Genomic DNA, 22,190 nt, shown 5'->3' on the forward strand with positions numbered 1-22,190 from the left:
TCGGCCGCAACGTCCGTCAGCGGCTGACCTCGGCCTCCCGCGCGCGCCGAGCGCGCGGACGTGTCCCGTCCGGCTTTCCCGCGCGCGGGCGGGGAAGCGGGTCCGCGCCATGTCACGCGGCGGCCGGCGCCAGGGCCGGCAGCCGCCTGATGTCCCGTACCGCCGTGCGCCCCGCACGGTTGGCGCCGATCGTGCTGGCCGAGGGGCCGTAGCCGACCAGGTGGATCCGGGGATCGGCGACCGCGCGCGTGCCGTCGACACGTATCCCGCCGCCCGGCTCGCGCAGGCGCAGCGGCGCCAGATGGTCGATCGCGGCGCGGAATCCGGTCGCCCACAGAATGACGTCCGCCTCCACCCGGCGGCCGTCGTCCCACTCCACGCCGTCCGCGGTGACACGGTCGAACATCGGCAGCCGGTCCATGACGCCGTCGCGCAGGGCCCTCCGGATCGCCTCGTTGAGCGGCAACCCGGTCACGGAGACGACGCTCTGCGGCGGCAGCCCTTGGCGGACCCGCTCCTCCACGAGCGCGACGGCCGCCCGGCCCGCGTCCTCGGTGAAGGGCCCCTCCCGGAACACCGGCGGCCTGCGTGTCACCCAGGTGGTCCGGGCGGCGTAGGGGGCGATCTCCATCAGGTGCTGGGTGCCGGAGGCGCCGCCGCCCACGACGACCACGCGCTGACCGGCGAACTCCTCGGGCCCCGGGTACTGGGCCGTGTGCAGCTGGCGTCCCCGGAAGGTCTCCTGACCGGGATAGCGGGGCCAAAACGGCCGGTCCCAGGTCCCCGTCGCGTTGATCAGCGCCCGGGCCGACCAGGTCCCCGCGGACGTCTCCACCAGCAGGCGCCCCGCCTCGCCGGACCGCACCGCGCGTACGTCCACGGGGCGCCGTACCCGCAGGTCGAACGTCCGCTCGTACGCGTCGAAGTACTCGGCGACGACCTCGGAGGACGGCCGCGCGGGATCGGCGTCCGTCAGTTCGAGCCCGGGCAGCGCGTGCATCCCGTGGACCTTGCCGTACGTCAGCGACGGCCAGCGGAACTGCCAGGCGCCGCCCGGTCGCGGCGCGTGGTCCAGGATGACGAAGTCCCGTCCGGGCTCGAACCCGGTGCGCCGCAGGTGGTAGGCGCTGGAGAGCCCGGCCTGCCCGGCGCCGATGACCACGACGTCGACCTCGTGTGCGCGCACCCCGATATCGTTCACGCCTCTCCCAACCGGGCGGGGCGCCGGGATCTTCCCGAGGGTGTCCGCCCCGTGGGGGAGCGCGGGACCGGTTGAGTGCCGAACGCGTGTGGAACCCCGCTCATGGGTGAGCATGGGGGTATGCCCGACGCCTTCAGCACCCGTGTCCTGAACATCACCTCCGGTTCGTCGGAGGCGGTCGTCGACCTGACGCCGCAGTGCGCGTCCTTCCTCCGGGACGCCGCGGCCGGCCGGGACGGTCTCCTGAACATCTTCGTGCCGCACGCGACCGCCGGTGTCGCGATCATCGAGACCGGCGCGGGAAGCGACGACGATCTCCTCGCCGCCCTCCACTCCCTGCTTCCGGCGGACGACCGCTGGCAGCACCGCCACGGCAGCCCGGGCCACGGCCGCGACCATGTGCTGCCCGCTCTCGTCCCGCCGCACGCGACCCTGCCGGTGATCGCCGGAAACCTGGAACTGGGCACCTGGCAGTCGGTCTGCCTCGTCGACACGAACAGGGACAACCCCGACCGCAAGGTGCGGTTGAGCTTCCTGGGCTGAGCGGCATTCGTCAGCCGCTCCGGCGGCCGGGCCGGCTCAGGGGGTGGGGATGCCCGCCGGCCGCGCCGGGCGGCCGAGGAGGACCGGGACGCCGGGGGAGTGGAGGACGCTGACCGGGGCTTCGCTCGGCGCGGGGAGACCGGCCGCGGCGACGAGGTTCTCGTCGCACACGAGCAGCTCGGCACGGTGCAGGGGCCAGCGCGGGTGGTGGTTGGGCAGGTACGCCGCGTCCCCCGTCCTGCCGAAGAAGGCGTTGTGCATGCCCCAGCGTGCGGTCAGGAAGTGCTCCAGCTCGCTGGGCGCCTCGACGCGCGCCCCGGTCCGCACGGTGATCCGGCTGTACGCGCCGCGCGGACCGGGCCAGCGGCGGGAGCCGGTGTACGTGACCGTGTCACCTGCGGCCTCGACGGTCATCCGGGACCAGAGGTAGGGCAGCCGGAAGCAGACGCGTCCCATCACCACCGGGATCAGCCGTGCGGCGTCCATCGACAGGAAGACCACACCGCGCCGGCCGTGCGCGTCCACGGAGTACACGCGCACATTGGTCTCCGGGAAGGACCCCAGGTAGGGCACCCCGGGCAGCCGGAGCCAGCCGACGCGGTGCATCCGGAAGGCGACGAGTCCGACGTACGTGACGCCGTCGTGCGTGTCGGGGACCGTCCCGCGCGGCAGCAGCGGAGCCATGACCTCCGGATCGACGGCCCAGTGGATGAAGGTCAGATCCAGCCACTGCTGGGTGAGAAGGGGAGTGGTGATACGGACGGGAGCGTCGGGGGTGACGGGACTGGGATCGGGCACGGCGCCAGAATGGCAAATCAGGCCGACAACCGACACCCCGTGCGGCACCGCGGATCTCGCGACCGCACGACGAAAAGGAAGGCTGGCGTCATGACCGACACCCTCACCGTGAGCGTCCTGGGCACCGGGATCATGGGGGCCGCGATGGCCCGCAACCTCGCCCGCGCCGGGCACACCGTCGGGGCCTGGAACCGCACCCGTGCGAAGGCCGAACCGCTCGCCGCCGACGGCGCCCACGTCGCCGGCAGTCCGGCGGAGGCGGTCCGGGACGCCGATGTCGTCCTCACCATGCTCCACGACGGCCCCGCCGCCCTGGACGTCATGCGCCAGGCCGCTCCCGCGCTGCGTCCGGGCACCACCTGGATCCAGTCGACCACTGCCGGGCTCGACGCCGTGGCGGAGCTGGCAGGGTTCGCCCAGGAGCAGGGGCTGGTCTTCTTCGACGCTCCTGTGCTCGGCACCAGGCAACCCGCGGAGGCCGGTCAGCTGCTCGTCCTCGCGGCGGGCCCGCGCGTCGGCAGGGAGACCGTCGCCCCGGTGTTCGAGGCGGTCGGGACCCGCACCGTGTGGACCGGCGAGGACGGTGCCGCGGGCAGCGCGACGCGACTGAAGCTCGTGGCCAACAGCTGGGTCCTCGCCGCCACCAACGCGGTCGGTGAGGCCCTGTCCCTGGCGCAGGTCCTCGGCGTCGACCCGCAGGACTTCTTCGACGCCATCGCGGGCGGTCCGCTCGACATGGGCTATCTCCACGCCAAGGCCGGCCTCGTGCTGGGTGACCGCCTGTCGCCGGCCGCCTTCGCCGTGACAACGGCGGAGAAGGACGCCCGCCTGATCGTCGAGGCCGGGCGGCAGCACGGTATCCGTCTCGACGTGGCCGAAGCCGGCGCCGAACGGTTCCGACGGGCGGCGGCCCAGGGGCACGGCGACGAGGACATGGCAGCCGCCTACTTCGCCAGCTTCGACGAGGGCGGGACCGGCTGACGGCACCGAGCGGGCGCCCACCCGTGCGCCGGGCGCACGGGTGAACGCAACGCACCCCGGCGCGCGAGGCCTGCGGGAGCCCAGGACGAGCGCCCCCGGAGCCGGCCGCGAGGATGCGACACTGGTACCGGCACCTGGAACCGTGGGGCGCCGAAGATGCCCCGCGCCGGTCACGGACGGCTGCGGCGCAGCCAGTCATCCGGCTCGTTCTTGCAATTCGATCGGCTCGCACCGCCGAGAATTCCTCGATACGCGCCATGTCGAGGAAAGGTTCTCCTTGAACCGCTCAGCCCGTCCGAACGACCGTAACTCGCACTCCCACTCGCACTCCGGGGCTCGCTCGCACTCCGGCTCCCGCTCGAACGCGGGCAGCAAGGGCCGGGGTGGCCCCGGCGGCCAGGGGCGTCGCCCCGGCTCGCAGCGCGGAGAGTTCGCGCTGCCGGTGACCGTCACGCCCGCTCTGCCCGCCGCCGACACCTTCGGTGAACTGGACATGCCGAAGGCGCTCGTCGATCTGCTCGCCGACAGCGGGGTGACGGAGCCGTTCCCGATCCAGGCAGCCACCCTCCCGAACTCCCTCGCGGGCCGCGACGTGCTGGGCCGCGGACGGACCGGATCGGGCAAGACGCTCGCCTTCGGGCTGGCGCTGCTCGTCCGCACGGCCGGCCGGCGCGCCGAGCCCCGGCAGCCCCTCGCGCTCATTCTCGTCCCCACCCGCGAGCTGGCCCAGCAGGTCACCGACGCCCTCACGCCCTACGCTCGTCTGCTGAAGCTGCGGATGGCCACCGTGGTCGGCGGCATGTCCATCGGACGGCAGGCCGGTGCGCTGCGGGCCGGGGCCGATGTGGTCGTCGCGACGCCCGGCCGCCTGAAGGACCTGATCGAGCGCAAGGCCTGCCGCCTCGACCGGGTCTCCGTCACGGTTCTGGACGAGGCCGACCAGATGGCCGACATGGGCTTCATGCCGCAGGTCACCGAGATCCTCGACCAGGTGCGTCCCGACGGCCAGCGGATGCTGTTCTCGGCGACGCTGGACCGCAACGTCGACCTGCTGGTCCGGCGCTACCTCCAGGACCCGGTGGTGCACTCGGTCGACCCCTCGGCGGGAGCGGTCACCACGATGGAGCACCACGTGCTGCACGTGCACGGCACCGACAAGTACGCCACGGCGACCGAGATCGCCGCCCGCGACGGCCGGGTCCTCATGTTCCTGGACACCAAGCACGCCGTCGACCAGTTCACCCGGCACCTGCTGGGCAGTGGTGTGCGGGCCGCCGCGCTGCACGGCGGCAAGTCGCAGCCCCAGCGGACCCGCACGCTGGCGCGGTTCAAGACGGGCGACGTCACGGTCCTGGTGGCCACGAACGTCGCGGCCCGCGGCATCCACATCGACAACCTCGACCTCGTGGTCAACGTCGACCCGCCTGCCGACCACAAGGACTATCTGCACCGTGGCGGACGCACCGCCAGGGCCGGCGAGTCCGGCAGGGTCGTGACCCTGGTCGTGCCCAACCAGCGCCAGGACATGGCGCGGCTGATGTCGGACGCGGGCGTCACCCCGCGCGTCGCGCAGGTCCGCTCGGGCGAGGCGGAGCTGAGCCGGATCACCGGTGCCCAGGCGCCGTCCGGGGTCCCCATCGGGGGCGGCTCGCCTGTCACGGAGCGCCCCAGCCGCGGTGGCGCTCCGTTCCGCGGCATGGGGACGCGGCCGGGGCGCCCCGGCCGCTCCGGTGAGTCCCGCCGCGCCGCCGAGGCCCGTCAGACCGCCGAGGCGCGCAAGGCCGCCCGCGTCCGTCGGGGCGCGTGAGCCGGACGGCCGCGCTCCCCACTTCGTCCGCATCGGGGGCGTGGCCGCCCGGTGGCGTCTGTGCCGTTCAGCGGCCGCGCGTACCCGTGGCGTCCGCCCACGTCGTTTCAGCGGCCGCTCGAGCCGGTGCCGTCCGCGTTCGTGATGCTGCGGACGCTCGGCCCGGTGGTACGCGCCGCCTCCGCCCCGGGTGCGCCGGTGCGCAGTCCGTCCATCACCAGATTCATGAGGCGCCCGGCCTGTCCGTGCCAGTCGCCGTGCGGGTCGATCTGCCAGAGGCCGGCGATGGCTAGGACGAAGTCGTCGGGGGTCACCCCCGGGCGGATCGTGCCGGCCTGCTCGTTGGCCTCCAGGAGGAGCGCGACCGCCGAGCTGATCCGGCTGTGCCCCACTTCCGGCTTGCCACCGCGTGAGGTCGTCGCCTTGCGGAGCGCGTCCGCCAGTCCGGCCTTGGCCATCGCGTACTGAGCCAGCCGGTCCATCCACTCGCGCAGGGCCTGCTCGGGGTCCCGGGTCTCCAGCAGTTCGCTCGCGGTGTCGGCGACCTGCTGGACCTCGTGGCGGTAGATCTCCAGGACCAGGGCCTCGCGGTTGGGGAAGTTGCGGTAGAACGTCCCCTGCCCGACGCCGGCCTTCTTCGCGATCGCGCTGAGCGGGGCGTCCGCCGAGCGGGTCAGTTCCTCCAGGGCCACTTCCAGGATGCGCTCGCGGTTGCGCTGCGCGTCCGAGCGCAGAGGGGCCTTCGAGTGGAGGGGTGCCTGCTTCTTGTCCGGCTTGTTCCGCACTCGTCCTCCTGCCGGGAATCACGGTCGGCTGCTGGAACCCGGTCCCGGATCACTCTTGCTAAGCGGACAGCTGTCCGCTAAATTCAAAGTCAGCGGACAGTTGTCCGCTTAGGACTCGGACATCCACCATAGCCGCATAAACGGCTGGTCGGGACGGCCGGAACCGATCGCTGCCGGCATTGTCCCGCACTGCCCGCCCCCCACACATTCGCACTTCCGCGGGGCGCCCTGGAGTTCTTCCCCGGGGTGGTCCGGTCGACCGCAGCAGGCGTAGCACCCTCCGCACCCCTTCCGACCCAGCACGTCACCGGCTCCGCCCGCCGGACACGTGTGGCCCGACGCGCATCAGACACGCGAAAGAAGGCTGACCATGGCCCCAGCCCCCTCGACGTCCAGCGCCATCACCCTGCACGTCAACGGCGAGAAGTACACGCTGCCCGCGGATCACCGCACCACCCTGCTCGACGCACTGCGCGAGCGTCTCGATCTGCCCGGCACGAAGAAGGGCTGCGACCAGGGCCAGTGCGGAGCCTGCACGGTGCTCCTCGACGGGCGCCGGGCCCTGTCCTGTCTGCAGTTCGCGGTGGCCGCGGAAGGGCGTGCGATCACCACCATCGAGGGCGTCGCGGACGGTGAGCGGCTGCATCCGGTGCAGCAGGCGTTCCTCGACTTCGACGGCTACCAGTGCGGTTACTGCACGCCGGGGCAGATCTGTTCGGCCGTCGCCGTGATCGAGGAGCACGCGGCGGGCTGGCCCAGTGCGGTGACCGCCGACGTGCGGCCCGAGGCGGGCGCGCCGCCGCTCACGCCCGAGGAGATCCGGGAGCGGATGAGCGGCAACCTGTGCCGCTGCGGCGCCTACGTGTCCATCGTGCAGGCGGTCGCGCGGGCGGCGGCGGAGCTGCGAGCCCCGGGCGGCGAGGCAGCGGGCGCCACGCCGGGCGCGTCATCGGATACCGGCCCCGTTGGGGACGCGGGTGCGGACACAGGCACGGAGGCGGTGGCATGAGGGAGTTCGGCTATCAGCGGGCCCACGACGTCCCTGGCGCGGTCGCGCTGCTCGGCGCCGACCCCGACGCACGCTTCCTCGGCGGCGGCACCAACCTCGTGGACCTGATGAAGGCCGGGGTCGAGCGTCCCACCCGGCTCGTCGACGTGCGTGAGCTGCCGCTGGACCGCGTCGAGCCGGCACCGGGCGGTGGTCTGCGGATCGGGGCGACCGTCACCAACAGCGATCTGGCCGCCCACCCGGAAGTCCGGCGTCGCTACCCCGCGTTGACCCAGGCCCTCCTGGCCGGTGCCTCCGGCCAGCTGCGCAACATGGCCACCGTCGGCGGGAATCTGCTCCAGCGCACTCGCTGCGGGTACTTCACCGACCCGGCCAAGGCGTGCAACAAGCGTGTGCCCGGCAGCGGTTGCCCCGCCATCGAAGGGGAGCACCACAACCACGCGATCCTCGGTGGATCAGAGCAGTGCGTGGCCGTGCACCCGTCGGACATGGGGGTGGCGCTGACCGCCTTCGACGCCGTCGTCTCGTACGAAGCGGCCGACGGGCCCGGGGAGTTGCCGCTCGCGGAGTTCTATCTGCCGGTCGGTGACACCCCGCACCAGGAGACCGCCCTGCCTCCCGGCGCGCTGATCACCGGCGTGACCCTGCCGCCCGCCCCGGCTCACGCCCTCTCCCGCTATCGCAAGGTGCGTGAGCGCGCCTCGTACGCGTTCGCGATCGGCTCGGTCGCGGCCGCCCTGGGCGTCGAGGACGGTGTCGTGCGCGAGGTCCGCCTGGCCTTCGGGGCGGTGGCGTCACGGCCGTGGCGGGCCAGGGAGGCCGAGCGGGCGCTGACCGGCGGACCGGCGAGCGCCGAGGCGTTCGCCGCCGCCGCGGACACCGAACTGGCAGCCGCCCGGCCACTGCCCGGCAATGGGTACAAGGTGACGCTGATGCGCAACCTCGTAGTGGCCGTGCTGACCGATCTCACCGAGGAGGCCACCCGATGACGACGACCACCCCGGCCGCGGCGGTGACGGGTGCCGTCGGATCCGCGCACACCCGCGTGGAGGGCGTCGACAAGGTCACCGGAGCCGCCCGCTACGCCGGAGAGATCCCGTTCGCCGGGCTCGCCCACGGCTGGCTCGTCCTGTCGGCGGTCGTCCGCGGCCGCGTGTTGTCGGTGCGGGAGACACCGGTTCTCTCGATGCCCGGAGTCCTGACCGTGCTGCACCACGGGAACGCTCCGCGCGTGGACACGGACTACACGGGCCCGCTGGGACGGCCCGACCCCATCGTCGGGCTCTTCCAGGACGACCGTGTGCCCTTCGCGGGCTGGCCGGTCGCGCTCGTCGTCGCCGAGACGTCCGAGCAGGCCAGAGAAGCCGCCGAGGCGTTGGAGGTCCAGTACGAGACGGAACCGCACGACGTCGACTTCTCGGCGGACCGCCCCGGCATCCGCACCCCGGAGAACACACCCGCCATGCAGGCGGAGACCGAGAAGGGGGACCTGGAGGCCGCACTCGCCGAGTCCGCCGTCGTCGTGGACGCCGCCTACAGCACGCCGGAGGAGCACCACAGCTCGCTCGAGCCGCATGCGGCGGCCGCCCGCTGGGACGGCGGCCGGCTCGAGGTCGTGGACTCCAACCAGGGCAGCGGATGGGTCGCCGACGAGCTCGCGAAGCTGTTCTCACTGGACCCGGCCACGGTCCGGGTGCGCTCGGAGCACGTCGGCGGTGCCTTCGGATCCAAGGGGCTCCGTCCGCACCAGGTGGCCGCCGTGATGGCCGCGACCGTCCTGCACCGCCCGGTGCGCGTCGTGCTGACCCGACGGCAGATGTTCTCGCTCGTCGGCTACCGCAGTCCGACGGCGCAGCGCGTCAGGCTCGGTGCCGACGCCGACGGGCGGCTGCGCGCCCTCGACCACCAGGCGCTGAGCCTCACGTCGACCGTGCACCAGTTCGTCGAGCAGAGCGCCCTGATGGGGCGGGTGATGTACGACGCCGAGGCCCACCACACCGTGAACCGTGTCGTACCGCTCGATGTGCCGACACCGACCTGGATGCGTGCGCCGGGCGAGGCGCCGGGTTCGTTCGCACTGGAGTCGGCGCTCGACGAACTCGCCGAGAAGTGCGGCGTCGACCCGATCGTGCTGCGGGCCCGCAACGAACCCGGGGCGGGGCCCGTGTCGGGGCTGCCGTTCGGCAGCCGCAACGTGCTCGCATGCTTCCAGGAGGGGGCCCGCAGGTTCGGGTGGGCGGACCGCGATCCCCGCCCGGGCGTGCGCCGCGAAGGGCGCTGGCTGCTCGGTACCGGCACCGCGGCGTCCACCTATCCGTCGGGCGTGGCGCCCTCGACCGCGGTGGTGACGGCGGAGGCGGACGGCACCTTCACCGTCCGGATCACCGCCGCCGACATCGGCACCGGGGCGCGGACCGCGCTGACGCTCATCGCGGCGGACGCGTTGGAGGTCGCGCCGGGGCGGGTCCGGGTGCGCATCGCGGACAGCGACTTCGGCCCCGCGATGATCGCCGGTGGCTCCATGGGTACGCGCTCCTGGGGCTGGGCGGTGACCGTCGCGGCGAGCGAGCTGCGGGCGCGCATCGCGCTCGGCGGGGCCATCCCCCCGGAAGGCATCACGGCACGTTCGGACACCTCCGAGGCGGTCGGAAGACTCGCGAAGAAGGAGCGGCACTCGTACGGCGCGCAGTTCGCCGAGGTCGCCGTGGACGTCTCCACGGGCGAGGTGCGGGTCCGGCGCATGGTCGGGGTCTTCGCCGCCGGCCGGATCGTGAACCCGCTGACCGCGCGCAGCCAGTTCGTCGGCGGGATGACCTGGGGCATCTCCATGGCCCTGCACGAGAAGGCGGTCCGTGACCGTGCGTCGGGCGGGCTCGTGGGCGCGGACCTCGCGGGCTACCACGTCGCCGCGAACGCCGATGTGCCGCCCATCGAGGTCGGCTGGGTCGACGACCCGGACCCGGACGACCCGGTCGGCATCAAGGGAATCGGCGAGATAGGCATCGTGGGCACGGCGGCGGCCGTCGCCAACGCCGTGTGGCACGCGACCGGCGTGCGCCACCGGGACCTCCCGATCAGCCCCGACAAGGTTCTGCGGGCGGCGGGACCGGTGGGCGCCGAGACGGAGCGCGGCGGCCGCACGGGGGCCGCTCCCGGAGGGGACCGCGATGCTTGACATCGCCGGCCAGCTGGACCGGTGGTGTGCGCAGGGCCGTGAGTTCGCCGTCGCCACGGTCGTGGCCGTGGGCGGCAGCGCGCCGCGCGGGCCGGGCGCCGCCCTCGCCGTCGACAGCGACGGCGTGGCCGTGGGTTCGGTCTCCGGAGGGTGCGTGGAGGCGGCGGTGTACGACCTGTGCGTGCGGGCACTGCAGGACGGCGATCCGGTGCTGGAGCGGTTCGGCTACAGCGACGACGACGCCTTCGCCGTCGGCCTCACCTGCGGCGGTGTCATCGACGTCCTGGTCACGCCGCTGGGCGCTGACGCACCGGGCCGCGAGGTGTTCGTGACGGCGCTGTCGGCCGCGGCGCGGGGGGAGACCACGGCGGTCGCCCGGGTGGCCCGGGGACCGGCGGGGCTGCTCGGCGCGGCGCTGCACGTCCGGGCGGACGGATCGTACGAGGGAGGCCTCGATGGGCATCCGGAGCTCGACCGGGCCGCCCTGAGGGAGACGCGCGCCATGCTGGCCGCGGGCCGCACCGGCACGTTCACCCTCTCGGAGAGCGGATCGCACTGCGGAAACGAGGTGACGGTGCTGGTCGAGACGCGGGTCCGGCCCCCGCGCATGATCGTCTTCGGTGCCGTCGACTTCGCCGCGGCCCTGGTGCGCTCGGGCAAGCTCCTCGGCTATCACTTGACGGTGTGCGACGCCCGGCCGGTCTTCGCCACCAGAACCCGGTTCCCCGAGGCGGACGACGTCGTGGCCGAGTGGCCGCACCGCTATCTCGGGCGCACGGCGACCGACGAGCGGACGGTGCTGTGTGTGCTGACCCACGACGCCAAGTTCGACATACCGCTGCTGGAAAAGGCTCTGCGGATGCCGGTCGCCTTCATCGGGGCGATGGGTTCGCGCCGGACCCATGAGGAGCGTGACCGGCGGCTGCGCGAGGCGGGGCTCACGGACCGGGAGCTGGCCCGGCTGCGGTCTCCGATCGGGCTCGACCTGGGAGCGCGTACGCCCGAGGAGACCGCCGTGTCCATCGCGGCCGAGATCGTGGCGGTGCGGCAGGGCGGGACCGGCGCCCCGCTGACCGGCTCGGCGACGCCGATCCACCACGACAGGGACGCGCTGACGAACGCCTGAGCGGTGTGCCGTCGACGCCGGAGGCGGTGCGCGGTGGGCCGTGCCTGTCGCCGAACCGGTGCTCACCGGCGGCGGTCCGCGCCCTGGCACGGCTGGGGAACGCCGCCCGCCCGGCTCGCGGGTGTCAGGCCGGGCCGCCCGCCCGGCGGCCGATCGACTCCACGAGGGGCAGGAGGCGGTACGGGACGCGCTCGCGCAGGGCCACCTCGGTCCGGGTGCGCACCACGCCCGGAAGGCTGATCAGGGACTGGATCACGTCTTCGAGGTGGGCGTTGTCCCTGGCCGTGACCCGGGTCATCAGATCGCCGCCGCCCGTGATGGAGAACGCCTCGATGATCTCCGGTACGGCGGCGAGGGCGTCGCCGATGTCGTCCAGATGGCCCTGGGTGACCTCGATGTGCACGAAGGCGAGGACGGGATGACCCAGCGCCGCGGGAGAGAGCGACGGGCCTGCGCCCGTGATCACCCCGTCCCGCTCCAGCCGGTCGAGACGGGCCTGCAGCGTGCCGCGGGCGATGCCGAGCACCCGGGCGTACTCGCGCACGCTGGTGCGCGGCTGTTCGAGGAGCAGCCGCAGGATGCGGGTGTCGAGTGCGTCCACAGGCATGGTCCGTTGGCCTCCTCGTAGTCAGGAGTGATCGCGTTCGACTGTACCAATGGTTCAGTGTGCGAGCCACGAGTTGAGCCACTGCCGTAACGACGCTTACCTTGGCTTCATCAATGGCGCCGCGCAGCGCCGGACGGCGAAGAAGCCGGATCCGTGCCGCGGCGCCATTTCCCATGTTCTGAGGGCCGGGCGCCGGAGTGGTCGCCGGGCCCGGTGTGCCGATGCGAGACGGGGGCGGGCAGCCGACGGTGAAGAAGATGTTCATGGCTCCGGATCCGGGTCTGTTCCGGCTGCGGGTCTCGTTGCGTGCGGTGCTCGGCATCGGTCTCGCGGTCACCCTCTCGGAGCTGGCCGGCCTGTCCCTGCCCGCCTCGATCACCGGTGGCCTCGCGGCGCTGCTGGCGCTGTTCACCGTCGGTGACGCGACCGTGCGCGACCAGGCGGTCACGACGGCGCTGCTGCCGGTGGCGGGCCTCCCGGTGCTCGCGCTGGCCACGGAACTGCACGGGGCGCCGCTCGCGCGCGACGCGGCCTGGCTCGTGGTGATCTTCTGCGGTGTCGGCGCACGCCGCTGGGGCCCGCGCGGCCACGCGCTCGGCATCTTCGCCTTCATGATGTTCTTCACCACTCAGTTCCTGCACGCGGTGCCACGTCAGCTCGGCGAGCTGTGCGCGGCGATCACCCTGTCGCTGGCCGCTTCCTCGGCGGTGCGGTTCGGGGTTTGGTGTGTCGAGCGGCGCACCCCGCCGGCCGCCGTGCCCGCACCCCTGGACGGACGCGGACTCGACCGGCCGGCCACCCGGCAGGCCTTCCAGGCGACCGCCGCGTGCGCGTTCGCCATCGCCGCCGGGCAGGTCCTCTCGCTCGACCGCTGGTACTGGGCCGTCGGCGCCGCCTGGTGGATCTTCGTCAACACGGCCTCGCGCGGGGAGACGCTCGTGCGCGGTTTCCGGCGCCTCCTGGGCACCGTCACCGGCATCGTGGCCGGCCTCCTGGTCGGCGTCCCCTTGCACGGGGCGCCCGTGCCGACCGCCGTCCTCGTCGCCGGCTGCGTCTTCGGGATCTTCTACACGGCCGCGCTCTCGTACAGCTGGATGATGTTCTTCGTGACGGTCATGGCGGGCCTGCTGTACGGCCTGCTCGGCGTCCTGCACCCGGGCCTGCTCGGTCTGCGGCTCACCGAGACCGCCGCCGGCGCGGTCGGCGCCGCGCTCGCCGTGGCTCTGGTCCTGCCGATCACCACGCACGCCGTGACCGACCGGTGGGTGCACCGTGTGCTGCACGCCGTCCACGGCTGCACCGCCGCCGCCTCCCGGCGGCTCGCGGGCGACGCGCTCGCCGACCCCGCGCCCCGCGTGGCGGAACTCGAGGCACTCCTGGGGCGCGTACGGATGGCGCTCGCGCCCCTCGTGCATCCGCTGAACCCGCTGCGCGCCCGCAAGGAGCGGGCCCGCCGGATCCTCGCTCTGCTGGACGACTGCGTCCGGGAGGCGCGTGGTCTGGCCGGTGTCGCCGCCGATCCGGAGGCCTCGCACGACGCCCGACTGACGGCCGCCTGCCGACGTGTCGAACAGGCGGTGGAGTCCCTGGTCGGCGCGGTGCCGGAGTACCCCGCGCCGGGCCGGGCCGCCGCGCCCGGGCACCACCCGGGCGCCGAGCAGGCGCTCACCCACCTCCACGCCCTGGAGCACGCCCTCACGGGCCTCGCCGCCCCCTTGCGCGGCGGCACGCGCCCGCCGCTCGTGAAGGCCTGAGCGGCGCCGGACCGATGACCCGCGCGCCAGGGGCAGGTGAGGCAACAGGTGAGGCAACACGAGCCGAACCAGGAGGGGTTGGTCTAGACCTTAACTCTGTGGCTGCTACCGTCGCTCCGTCGGATCCGGGACCGGAAGGGGACGGTAGTGGCAGACGCCGGCAGGCTGGGGCGACGCGCGTTCATCGGGACGTTCACAGCGGCGGGAGGCGCCGGTGTGCTCACCGCGGCCGTCGACCGGGACAGCGGCTCGCTGACCGTCCTGGACGCCGTGGACGACGTCCCCGACCCGTCCTATCTCGCGCTGTCACCCGCCGGGGACATGCTCTACGCGGTCAGCGAGACGCCCGACGGCGCCGTGGCCGCGTACCGGGTGGGCGCCGGGAGACCCGAGCTCAGCGGACCGCCCGTCCCGGTCGGCGGCAGCGGACCCACCCACCTCGGCCTCTTCGCCGGCCACGTCCTGACCGCCAACTACGGTTCCGGCAGCGTCTCCGCCCTCGCCCTGCGCCCCGACGGCACTCTCGCGGACACCGCGCCGCAGGTGCTCCGGCACACCGGCTCCGGTCCGCACACGCCCCGCCAGCACGGACCCCACGCCCACCAGGTGCAGTCCGACCCCGGCGGGCGCTGGGCGGTCAGCGTCGACCTCGGCACGGACTCCGTGCGCGTGTGCGCGCTGGACGGCGCGGGCCTCACGGTGCACCGGGAGACCGCGCTGCGCCCCGGCTCGGGCCCCCGCCACCTGGCCTTCCACCCCGGCGGGGACGTCGCGTACGTCGTCAACGAACTCGCGCCCACCGTCACCGTCTGCCGCTGGGACGCCGCCGCCGGTGCCCTGCGCCCGGGCGACGAGGTCCCCGTGCTGCACGGAGCGCCGGGCGGCGACGCCTACCCGTCCGGGATCGTCGTCTCGCCCGACGGCCGCTTCGTGTGGACCGCGACCCGAGGGCAGGACGTCCTCTCCGTGCTGACGCCCGACCCGTCCGGGGAGGGGCTGCGCCTGGTCGTCACGGTGCCGTGCGGCGGCGTCTGGCCGCGCGACCTCACCCTCGACCCCTCGGGCCGCTTCCTGTACGTCGCCAACGAGCGCTCCGGTGATGTCACCTGGTTCGCCGTCGACCCGGACACGGGAGTCCCGCGCCGGGCCGGTGCCGTCGAGGCCCCGGCGGCCTCCTGCGTGATCTTCGGCTGACCTCGGGGCCCCCCGGTCGCCACCCCGTCGCCGGGAACCCGCACGCCGCCCACCGGCAGCCCGCGCCGCACACGCGAGAGGGCCCGTTTCCGCCGTGCGGCGGCGGGAACGGGCCCTTCGGCATCAAGGCGCCGACGCGAGCGCGCCGTCCGGCTCAGCGGGCCGGCGTGCCCTGCGGCTGCTGCGGTGCGATGCCCAGCGTCGTCGTGTACTTGGCCAGCGCGAGCTTGCCGATCGCCGGGTACGGGCCGAGGGCCTCGGCGGCGGAGCAGCCGGCCTCCTTTGCGGCCTCGTCCAGCAGCCCCGCGTCCAGCTCCGGGCCGATGAGGTACGGGGCGAGCGCGAGCTGCTGGGAACCGGAGGAGCGCAGCTGCTCGGCGGTGGCCGCGATGGCCCCCTCCTCGTCGAGCGCCGCCGCCATCACCGGCACGGCGAGCCGCGCGGCGAGCAGCATCCCGGTGATCCCGGCCGCCTGCACCGCCTCCTCGCCCCCCACGGAGGCCAGGATGATGCCGTCCGCGGCCGTCGCCACGGTGAACAGCCGGGCGCGGTCGGCACGGGCCAGGCCCGCCTCGGAAAGCCGCACGTGCAGCGCCTCTGCGAGCAGCGGGTGCGGGCCGAGGACATCGGTCAGGTCGGCGGCGACACGGCTGTCCATGACGGCCTGACGGACCCGGCGCAGCAGCGCGCCGTCCGGGCCGACGAGCAGCGGTACCACCACGGCGGCGGGGCCGTCGGGCTCGGGCGCCTCCACGCCCGCGGCACGCGCCCGCTCGAAGCGCTCGACGCGCTCCTCGGAGGTGCGCGTGAGGACGGACTGCAGGGTGGGGAACTCGGCGTCGTCCCCGTCGAGGTGACCGATGCGTGCGTCGAGGCCGGGGAGCTCGGAGCGCGCGATGCTCACGACCTCCTCGGCGAGGCTGCGCGTGGCGGCGCTGGGCGTGCCCGGCACCGCGAGGACGAGCGCGGGCGCGCCCTCGGGAGCCGCCAGCGGCTCCGGACGGCGGTGCCGCCCGGGCTGGCGGGGTCGCGGCATTCGTACTGGCAGGCCGGACGCGGGCCCAGTGGGGGAGCTCATGCGCCCGCATGTTACTGGCTTCTTGGGCTCCCCTGTTCGGGGAGGGTGCAGGTGAGCGGTTTCCGTCCGCTTTTGTCTGATGAGTTCTGTACAGATCGCACCTGATCGGTACGGCTCGCCCCACCGTGCGACGTGGTCGGCCGGGCCCGGATACCCGCCGCCGTGCCAGGTCCCGGAGTCCGTCGTCGCTCCAGGTACCGGGGCCCGCCGTCGTGCTCCGGCCGACCGCAGCCGCGGGACCCGCGTCAGCCTCGCGCGCTCGTGACCACGTACAGCATGCGCTCGTCGCGGGGGAGGGCCGGTTCGCCCGCGGCCAGGTCCACCGCGATGCGGACCGCCCCGTCCAGCGGATCGCCGGCGCTCGGGACCCGCCGCGCGTGCGGAAGCCGCCGCGCGAGCTCCGCCTCCAGGGGCCCGAGGAGGGGGGCGCCGATCTTGAACAGGCCGCCGGTGAGCGCGACACGCGGTTCGCCGTCCGCAGGGCACACCGCCGCCGCGGACTCGGCCATGTGCCGGGCCGCCGCACCGAGGATGGACGCCGCCACGGGGTCCTGGGCGGCGCAGGAGGCCACAGCGGGGGCGAAGGAGGCGAGAACCGCCGGACGGTCGGCGCGCGGATACAGCCGGCCGGGCAGCTCCGCGACGGGACCGAACTCGGCCTCCACCCGCGCCAGCAGCGCCGATGACCCTCCGGGCCGTCCGTCGTGGTGGCGCAGGGCCGCCTCCAGGCCGGCCCGCCCGAGCCACGCCCCGCCGCCGCAGTCGCCGAGCAGATGACCCCAGCCGTCCGCCCGGCGCCAGCCGCGCAGGTCCGTGCCGGTCGCGATCATGCCGGTCCCCGCGGCGACCACCGCGCCCGGCAGACCACCGATCGCGCCCGCGTACGCCGTGACGGCGTCCGCGGCGAGCGCGACCCTGCGGACGCCGAACTCGCGGGCCAGCGCCGCGGGCAGCTCGGCCCGCAGCGCGTCGCCCAGGGAGGCCAGGCCCGCCGCTCCGACGACGGCAGCGGCCGGCTCCCCGACCCCGGTCTCGGCCAGCACGGCCCGGGCCATCGGCACCAGTTGCTCCATCAGGTGGCCGGGGTCGATGCCCCGCGCCCCCGTGCGCACCGGTTCGACGGACTCGCGCCTGGCCGACGGCCCGCCGCCGGGCCGGGCGACGGTGACGCGCAGCCCCGAGCCGCCGGAGTCCACGGCGAGAACGCCGGGCCCGTGCGCGCAGGTGCCGGGCCCCGGTGTGCCGGCCGGGCCGGTCACGGCAGGCGCCAGTCCACCGGCTCGGCTCCCTGCCGCGTCAGCAGATCGTTGGCGCGGCTGAAGGGGCGGGAGCCGAAGAAACCGCGGTCGGCGGACATCGGGGAGGGGTGCGCGGACTCGACGGACGGGAGGTCGCCGAGCAGTGGACGCAGATTGCGGGCGTCGCGGCCCCACAGGATCGACACCAGCGGGCGCCCGCGCGCCGCCAGCGCCCGTATCGCCTGCTCCGTGACCTCCTCCCAGCCCTTTCCGCGGTGGGCGGCGGGCCGGCGCGGAGCGGTCGTCAGCGCCCTGTTGAGCAGCAGTACGCCCTGCCGCGTCCACGGGGTCAGGTCGCCGGTCGAGGGCTCGGGCAGGCCCAGGTCGGTGTTCAGCTCCCGGAAGATGTTGATCAGGCTTCCGGGCAGCGGGCGCACCTCAGGGGCCACCGAGAACGACAGTCCCACGGCGTGCCCCGGGGTCGGATACGGGTCCTGGCCGACGACGAGGACACGGACCTCGTCGAACGGCTGCTGGAAGGCCCGTAGAACGTTCTGCCCGGCCGGGAGATAGGTACGGCCCGCGGCGATCTCCGCGCGCAGGAAGTCACCCATCTCGGCGATCCGTCCGGACACGGGTTCCAGTGCTTTCGCCCAGCCCGCTTCGACAATCTCATACAACGGTCGTGGTGCCACGCGCGTCACCCTACTGCCGTACGGGCAGGGGCGATCAACCGGTGACCGCGGGGCGGGCGGGGACGGCACCAGGGCCGCGCCGCCCGCCTCGCGGAAAGCGGGTCACAATGGCGTGCCGACGCCCGGAACGGTGCGCTCGCTCTCCCGACGAGCGGGCCACGGACGGAAGTTGACGCCCGTGCACCGGGCCCCGCGTCCCGCACGCCACCCGGCCCGCCCGCGTCCCGCAGGTCAGGCCGCCCGCACACCAGCCGCCTGCCCGCCGCTCGCCCCGCCCACGGGTCCTCCTCAGTCCAGCACCGCGGCGCGCACGCAGAGGACGTCCGGGAGATGAGAGGCCAACTGCCGCCAGCTGTCCCCGTCGTCCGCGGACGCGTACACCTCTCCGTTGCGGTTGCCGAAGTAGACGCCCGCCGGGTCTGCGCCGTCCGTGCACAGCGCGTCCCGCAGCACCGTCCCGTAGTGGTCGCCCTCGGGCAGCCCGGACGACAGTGCCTCCCAGCTGCCGCCCGCGTCCGCCGTACGGAACACCCGGCAGCGCCGGCCGGCCGGGACCCGGTCGGCGTCGGCGTTGATCGGGAACACGTACGCCGTGCCGCCCCGGTGCGGGTGCGCCGCCACCGCGAAGCCGAAGGTGGACGGAAGCCCCTCGCCGATGTCCGTCCAGTGCTGACCGGCGTCGTCGCTGCGGTACACACCCCAGTGGTTCTGCAGATACAGCCGGTCAGGCGTCGCCGCGTCCCGCGCGACCTTGTGGACGCACTGGCCGAACTCCGGGTTCGGATCGGGGAGGAACACCGCCGAGACACCGGAGTTGGAGGGCGTCCAGCTCGCCCCGCCGTCCTCGGTGCGGAAGACACCGGCGGTGGACACGGCCACCGTCACGGCACGCGGATCGCGCGCGTCGGTCAGTACCGTGTGGAGCCCCTCGCCGCCACCGCCCGGCACCCACGCGGAGCGCGTCGGATGCTCCCACAGCGGCCGCACCAGCTCGAAGGTCTCGCCACGGTCCTCGGAGCGGTAGAGCGCGGCCGGCTCCGTGCCCGCGTAGACCACGTCGGGCTCGGCGGCGGCCGGGTGCAGCTGCCACACCCGCTCCAGAGAGGCCCCGGTGTCCTTGGGGAACCTGACGGCGGGCTGCGCCGGTTCGGTCCAGCTGCGGCCCAGATCGTCCGAGTGGAAGACGGAGGGGCCCCAGTGCGCGCTGTCACCCCCGGCCAGCAGGCGCGGGGTGTCACCCCGGGTGTCGATGGCGACCGAGTACACGGCCTGCGCGTTGAAATACGGACTCTCGTCGAACTCCCAGGCTCCATCGCGCCGTCGCCCGATGAACAGGCCCTTGCGCGTGCCCACGGTCAGCAGTACTTCGGCCATCTCGGCCACCTCCGGGACGTCACTGTCTCAGACACGGGCCAGTCTGCACCCCGGCACTGACAGTGACCCCTGCAGCGGCTTCCGCCCCAGGTCAGAGCGGTGATTCCGGTACGCGGGACGGACGCGCCGGGGGAGTGGCGCCCACCGCTTCAGCGCCCACCGCTTCCTCGTCGCCGACGGCCTCCAGGGCGCCGACCGCTGCAGCGCCGCCGACCGCCTCCACGGCGCCGACCGTCCCCACAGCACCGGGGCCTTCCGCGGCACCCGTCCCGTCCGCCCCGCGCGCCACCGCCTTCCCGCCGCGAGCCGCCGCCAGCAGTGACGGCCAGTCCGGCAGCTTGACCACTCCGCGCCCCAGCGACGCCCCGAGCTCCTTCTCCGCCCGCTCGATGGCCTGCCAGCCGGACCACTCGACCGGCTCCACGCCCTCGGCCCGCAGCACCTCGAGCGGATCGGCGGGCACCGCCCGTGCCGTCAGGACCGGGACGTCCGCGAGGAGCGACGTCACGGTCTCCTTGGCGCACGGCCGGTTGGTGCCGATGACGCCCGTCGGACCCCGCTTGATCCAGCCCGCCACGTACTCGCCCGGCGCGACCTCGCCGTCCCGCAGCACCCGGCCGGCGCGATGCGGCACCGTGCCCTGAACGGCGTCGAACGGCAGCCCCTCCAGCGGCACCCCGCGATAGCCGACCGAACGCAGCACGAGCTGGGCCGGGACATCCTCGTAGTGGCCCGTGCCCCGCACCCCGCCGTGCCCGTCCGGCAGCGTCCTCTCGAAGCGCACCGCGCCCACGCGCCCGCCGTCGGCGAGCAGTTCGGCCGGGCGCAGGAAGAAGCGCAACCGGATGCGCCGGGCAGCGCCCCTGAGCAGCGGGCGCCCGGCCCAGCCGCGCAGCACCTCCACGTTGCGGCGGTTCGCGGCGGGCAGTCCCGAGGGGTCGGCGTACGCCGGATCGAGCGCCAGCTCCTCGGGGTCGACGACGACGTCGGCGTCCGGCAGGGAGCCCAGTTCCCGCAGCTCCTTGGTGGTGAAGCGGGCCTGTGAGGGGCCGCGGCGGCCGACCATGTGGATCTCGGTGACCGTGCTGGCGGCCAGCGAGGTGAGCGCCGCCTGCGGCATGTCGGTCGGGCCCAGTTCGGCGGCACCACGTGCCAGGATCCGGGTCACGTCGACGGCCACGTTGCCGACGCCGACGACCACGGCGGACCGGGCGCCCGGAAGGAATCCGTCCTGGGCGCAGTCCGGGTGCGCGCTGTACCAGGACACGAACTCGGTCGCCGACCAGCTGCCCGGCAGTTCCTCTCCCGGCACCCCGAGGTGGCGGTCGGTCGCGGCACCGACGCAGTACACCACCGCGTGGTACAGCTCCCGCAGCCGCGCGGCCGGGAGCCCTCCCGGGCCGACCCGGACGCCGCCCAGGAACCGCACCCGCTCGTCCTCCAGGACCGAGCGCAGGTTCTGCTGCAGCGACTTGATCTTCTCGTGGTCCGGTGCCACGCCGTAGCGCACCAGTCCGTACGGGCAGGGCAGCCGGTCCAGGACGTCCACCCGCACATCCGGCGACTCGCTCTGCTGGAGCAGGCTCTGGGCGGTGTAGACCCCGCTGGGTCCCGAACCGACGACGGCGACATGCAGCACGGCCGAACTCCTTGTCCCGAGGAAACCCGAGATGTCCGGGGAGGCCCGGGCCGTGCGCACGCGCGGGGCTCCGGGGCGTGCTCCGGGTGCCCGGGCCGCGTGGCACCGGAGCGAGCCCGGGAATCGGAGGGAGCCCGATCGATCCGCGGTGGCCCGACGCGTCCGAGGAGATCGCTGTCAGCTCCAGCATCGCACCGCGCGGCCGACGAGGGGAGGGGCCAGGACGGGTGGTTACGGCATCCGGCGTATCCTGGCGCTCGCGCCGGCCCGCCGAGCGATGGCCGCCCGCCCGCCGGCCCGCCGGGTGGTCATGCCTCGCGCGCCGGTCCGCCCGCCCGCCGCCCCGGGCGGCCGGGGCCCTCGCAGGGGCGGCTCTCCGTGGCGAAGAACCGTGACAGATCCGTCCCGCACGTCCCGCCTGCCACCTCGGCGTCCGGTGGATAGCCCATCTCCCAGTCGAGCCGGTACCGCTTGAACAGCTCGGCCCGCAGCACCGGCACGGGCATCGGCGCGCCCGGCACCAGCGCCGCGTAGACGGCGCCCATCAGCAGCGAGCGCAGCATCGGGTAGTCGGCGGCGGCGTCCGCCGAACCGTGGCGGGTGACGGTGTCCCGCAGCAACTCCGCGAGACGCTGCTGCTCCGGGCACTGGAGGAACCCCTCGGCCTGCAGGATGCCGGCCATGTGCTGGCGCATGAGTACCGGACGGTCCCGCGCGAGGCCGAGGATCGCGTCGACGGCCCGCGCCATCCGCTCCCGCCCGTCCTCGGTGCGCGGTTCGCTCTCCAGCGCCTCCTCCAGCGTGCGGTGCATCAGCCGGTGCACAGCGGACTGCACGAGCTGGCGTTTGCCGGGGAAGTAGTAGGACACCAGTCCGCGCGCCGAGCCCGCTCGGTCCGCGATGTCGCCCAGGGTCGTCGCCTCGAAGCCGCGCTCGCCCACCAGCTCCACGGCGGCCTGCAGCAGCCGCTCGCGGGAACGCCGCCGCAACTCTTCATTGACCGAGGCGCTGCGCGGCGACATCCTGTAACTCCTGCGTTGACTGGCTGCCAGCCAACTATACTCAGCGCATCCGGTACGGCTCCCTCGCGGGGCCTGTTCCGGGCTGCCGTCCGTCTCGGGCGACGCGGGGGATCGCCCGAGACGGACGTGCGGCGCCCTCGGCGCGCCTGCCAGGGGTGCGGCAG

At 74.2% G+C, this 22,190-nt stretch carries 19 protein-coding genes; 9 read left to right on the plus strand and 10 right to left on the minus strand.

All coding sequences use genetic code 11. The annotated features are described in order from the left end of the window. Positions 1-112: 112 nt before the first annotated feature. Positions 113-1,186, minus strand: a complete 1,074-nt coding sequence (locus tag ACFY93_RS17115) for an NAD(P)-binding domain-containing protein (RefSeq protein WP_391359136.1) — start codon at positions 1,184-1,186, stop codon at positions 113-115. 135 nt (positions 1,187-1,321) lie between these two features. On the opposite strand from ACFY93_RS17115, the gene ACFY93_RS17120 reads away from it, so the two are divergent. Beyond that, entirely contained in the window at positions 1,322-1,744 is a 423-nt protein-coding gene (locus ACFY93_RS17120) for a YjbQ family protein (RefSeq protein WP_391359362.1), read from the plus strand. Positions 1,745-1,780: 36 nt separating this feature from the next. On the opposite strand, the gene ACFY93_RS17125 is transcribed toward ACFY93_RS17120, so the two are convergent. Then, positions 1,781-2,542: a DUF2071 domain-containing protein gene (locus ACFY93_RS17125; RefSeq protein WP_391359138.1), complete on the minus strand. Its 762-nt coding sequence runs from the start codon at positions 2,540-2,542 to the stop codon at positions 1,781-1,783. Positions 2,543-2,551: 9 nt separating this feature from the next. Between ACFY93_RS17125 and ACFY93_RS17130 the strand changes: the two genes are divergently transcribed. Both ACFY93_RS17130 and ACFY93_RS17135 read left to right on the plus strand, forming a co-directional pair. Continuing rightward, positions 2,552-3,523: an NAD(P)-binding domain-containing protein gene (locus ACFY93_RS17130; RefSeq protein ID WP_391359141.1), complete on the plus strand. Its 972-nt coding sequence runs from the start codon at positions 2,552-2,554 to the stop codon at positions 3,521-3,523. Between the two features lie 277 nt (positions 3,524-3,800). Further along, entirely contained in the window at positions 3,801-5,330 is a 1,530-nt protein-coding gene (locus ACFY93_RS17135) for a DEAD/DEAH box helicase (protein ID WP_391359144.1), read from the plus strand. A gap of 107 nt (positions 5,331-5,437) precedes the next feature. On the opposite strand, the gene ACFY93_RS17140 is transcribed toward ACFY93_RS17135, so the two are convergent. Beyond that, entirely contained in the window at positions 5,438-6,115 is a 678-nt protein-coding gene (locus tag ACFY93_RS17140) for a TetR family transcriptional regulator (protein WP_391359147.1), read from the minus strand. Between the two features lie 370 nt (positions 6,116-6,485). On the opposite strand from ACFY93_RS17140, the gene ACFY93_RS17145 reads away from it, so the two are divergent. From ACFY93_RS17145 to ACFY93_RS17160, 4 genes are read left to right on the plus strand one after another with little or no spacing between them, the layout of a single operon-like run. Continuing rightward, positions 6,486-7,124, plus strand: coding sequence for a 2Fe-2S iron-sulfur cluster-binding protein (locus tag ACFY93_RS17145; RefSeq protein WP_391359150.1), 639 nt, complete (start codon positions 6,486-6,488; stop codon positions 7,122-7,124). Further along, on the plus strand, positions 7,121-8,113 hold the full coding sequence (locus tag ACFY93_RS17150; RefSeq protein WP_391359151.1) for an FAD binding domain-containing protein: 993 nt from the start codon (positions 7,121-7,123) through the stop codon (positions 8,111-8,113). Before ACFY93_RS17145 ends, ACFY93_RS17150 begins: the two co-directional genes overlap by 4 nt. After that, complete coding sequence (locus tag ACFY93_RS17155) at positions 8,110-10,299, plus strand: molybdopterin cofactor-binding domain-containing protein (protein WP_391359154.1); 2,190 nt, start codon at positions 8,110-8,112, stop codon at positions 10,297-10,299. Before ACFY93_RS17150 ends, ACFY93_RS17155 begins: the two co-directional genes overlap by 4 nt. Further along, the gene (locus ACFY93_RS17160; RefSeq protein WP_391359157.1) at positions 10,292-11,425 is read left to right on the plus strand and encodes an XdhC family protein; all 1,134 of its coding nucleotides are present in this window, start codon (positions 10,292-10,294) and stop codon (positions 11,423-11,425) included. The genes ACFY93_RS17155 and ACFY93_RS17160 overlap by 8 nt, the downstream gene beginning before the upstream one ends. Positions 11,426-11,549: 124 nt before the next feature. Here the strand turns inward: ACFY93_RS17160 and ACFY93_RS17165 are convergent, their stop codons facing one another. Then, positions 11,550-12,032 (minus strand): Lrp/AsnC ligand binding domain-containing protein, encoded by a 483-nt coding sequence (locus ACFY93_RS17165; RefSeq protein WP_391359160.1) that lies wholly within the window; start codon positions 12,030-12,032, stop codon positions 11,550-11,552. A 257-nt stretch (positions 12,033-12,289) separates the two neighbouring features. Between ACFY93_RS17165 and ACFY93_RS17170 the strand changes: the two genes are divergently transcribed. Together ACFY93_RS17170 and ACFY93_RS17175 are read left to right on the plus strand one after the other, a co-directional pair. Beyond that, entirely contained in the window at positions 12,290-13,786 is a 1,497-nt protein-coding gene (locus ACFY93_RS17170; RefSeq protein WP_391359163.1) for an FUSC family protein, read from the plus strand. A 147-nt stretch (positions 13,787-13,933) separates the two neighbouring features. Beyond that, positions 13,934-14,980 carry a beta-propeller fold lactonase family protein gene (locus ACFY93_RS17175; RefSeq protein ID WP_391359165.1) on the plus strand — a complete coding sequence of 349 codons (1,047 nt, stop codon included), beginning with the start codon at positions 13,934-13,936 and terminating at the stop codon, positions 14,978-14,980. Between the two features lie 154 nt (positions 14,981-15,134). On the opposite strand, the gene ACFY93_RS17180 is transcribed toward ACFY93_RS17175, so the two are convergent. From ACFY93_RS17180 to ACFY93_RS17205, 6 genes are all read right to left on the minus strand, one after another. Beyond that, positions 15,135-16,058, minus strand: coding sequence for a sirohydrochlorin chelatase (locus ACFY93_RS17180; protein WP_391359168.1), 924 nt, complete (start codon positions 16,056-16,058; stop codon positions 15,135-15,137). A 245-nt stretch (positions 16,059-16,303) separates the two neighbouring features. Then, positions 16,304-17,317: a BadF/BadG/BcrA/BcrD ATPase family protein gene (locus tag ACFY93_RS17185; protein ID WP_391359171.1), complete on the minus strand. Its 1,014-nt coding sequence runs from the start codon at positions 17,315-17,317 to the stop codon at positions 16,304-16,306. Beyond that, on the minus strand, positions 17,314-17,991 hold the full coding sequence (locus tag ACFY93_RS17190; RefSeq protein ID WP_391359173.1) for a uracil-DNA glycosylase: 678 nt from the start codon (positions 17,989-17,991) through the stop codon (positions 17,314-17,316). The genes ACFY93_RS17185 and ACFY93_RS17190 overlap by 4 nt, the downstream gene beginning before the upstream one ends. Before the next feature lie 288 nt (positions 17,992-18,279). Next, on the minus strand, positions 18,280-19,365 hold the full coding sequence (locus ACFY93_RS17195) for a WD40/YVTN/BNR-like repeat-containing protein (protein ID WP_391359177.1): 1,086 nt from the start codon (positions 19,363-19,365) through the stop codon (positions 18,280-18,282). A 91-nt stretch (positions 19,366-19,456) separates the two neighbouring features. Continuing rightward, on the minus strand, positions 19,457-21,004 hold the full coding sequence (locus ACFY93_RS17200; RefSeq protein ID WP_391359180.1) for an FAD-dependent oxidoreductase: 1,548 nt from the start codon (positions 21,002-21,004) through the stop codon (positions 19,457-19,459). 308 nt (positions 21,005-21,312) lie between these two features. Next, the gene (locus ACFY93_RS17205; RefSeq protein WP_391359183.1) at positions 21,313-22,026 is read right to left on the minus strand and encodes a TetR family transcriptional regulator; all 714 of its coding nucleotides are present in this window, start codon (positions 22,024-22,026) and stop codon (positions 21,313-21,315) included. Between the last annotated feature and the right edge of the window lie 164 nt (positions 22,027-22,190).

This window comes from Streptomyces sp. NPDC008313, assembly GCF_042956125.1.
Taxonomy (GTDB): Bacteria; Actinomycetota; Actinomycetes; order Streptomycetales; family Streptomycetaceae; genus Streptomyces.

Coding starts and splice junctions, on each gene's coding strand:
- ACFY93_RS17120 (WP_391359362.1), top strand. CDS start 1,322: ATGCCCGACGCCTTCAGCACCCGTGTCCTGAACATCACCTCCGGTTCG.
- ACFY93_RS17130 (WP_391359141.1), top strand. CDS start 2,552: ATGGCAAATCAGGCCGACAACCGACACCCCGTGCGGCACCGCGGATCT.
- ACFY93_RS17145 (WP_391359150.1), top strand. CDS start 6,486: ATGGCCCCAGCCCCCTCGACGTCCAGCGCCATCACCCTGCACGTCAAC.
- ACFY93_RS17150 (WP_391359151.1), top strand. CDS start 7,121: ATGAGGGAGTTCGGCTATCAGCGGGCCCACGACGTCCCTGGCGCGGTC.
- ACFY93_RS17155 (WP_391359154.1), top strand. CDS start 8,110: ATGACGACGACCACCCCGGCCGCGGCGGTGACGGGTGCCGTCGGATCC.
- ACFY93_RS17160 (WP_391359157.1), top strand. CDS start 10,292: ATGCTTGACATCGCCGGCCAGCTGGACCGGTGGTGTGCGCAGGGCCGT.
- ACFY93_RS17165 (WP_391359160.1), bottom strand. CDS start 12,032: ATGCCTGTGGACGCACTCGACACCCGCATCCTGCGGCTGCTCCTCGAA.
- ACFY93_RS17170 (WP_391359163.1), top strand. CDS start 12,290: ATGTTCATGGCTCCGGATCCGGGTCTGTTCCGGCTGCGGGTCTCGTTG.
- ACFY93_RS17180 (WP_391359168.1), bottom strand. CDS start 16,058: ATGAGCTCCCCCACTGGGCCCGCGTCCGGCCTGCCAGTACGAATGCCG.
- ACFY93_RS17195 (WP_391359177.1), bottom strand. CDS start 19,365: ATGGCCGAAGTACTGCTGACCGTGGGCACGCGCAAGGGCCTGTTCATC.
- ACFY93_RS17205 (WP_391359183.1), bottom strand. CDS start 22,026: ATGTCGCCGCGCAGCGCCTCGGTCAATGAAGAGTTGCGGCGGCGTTCC.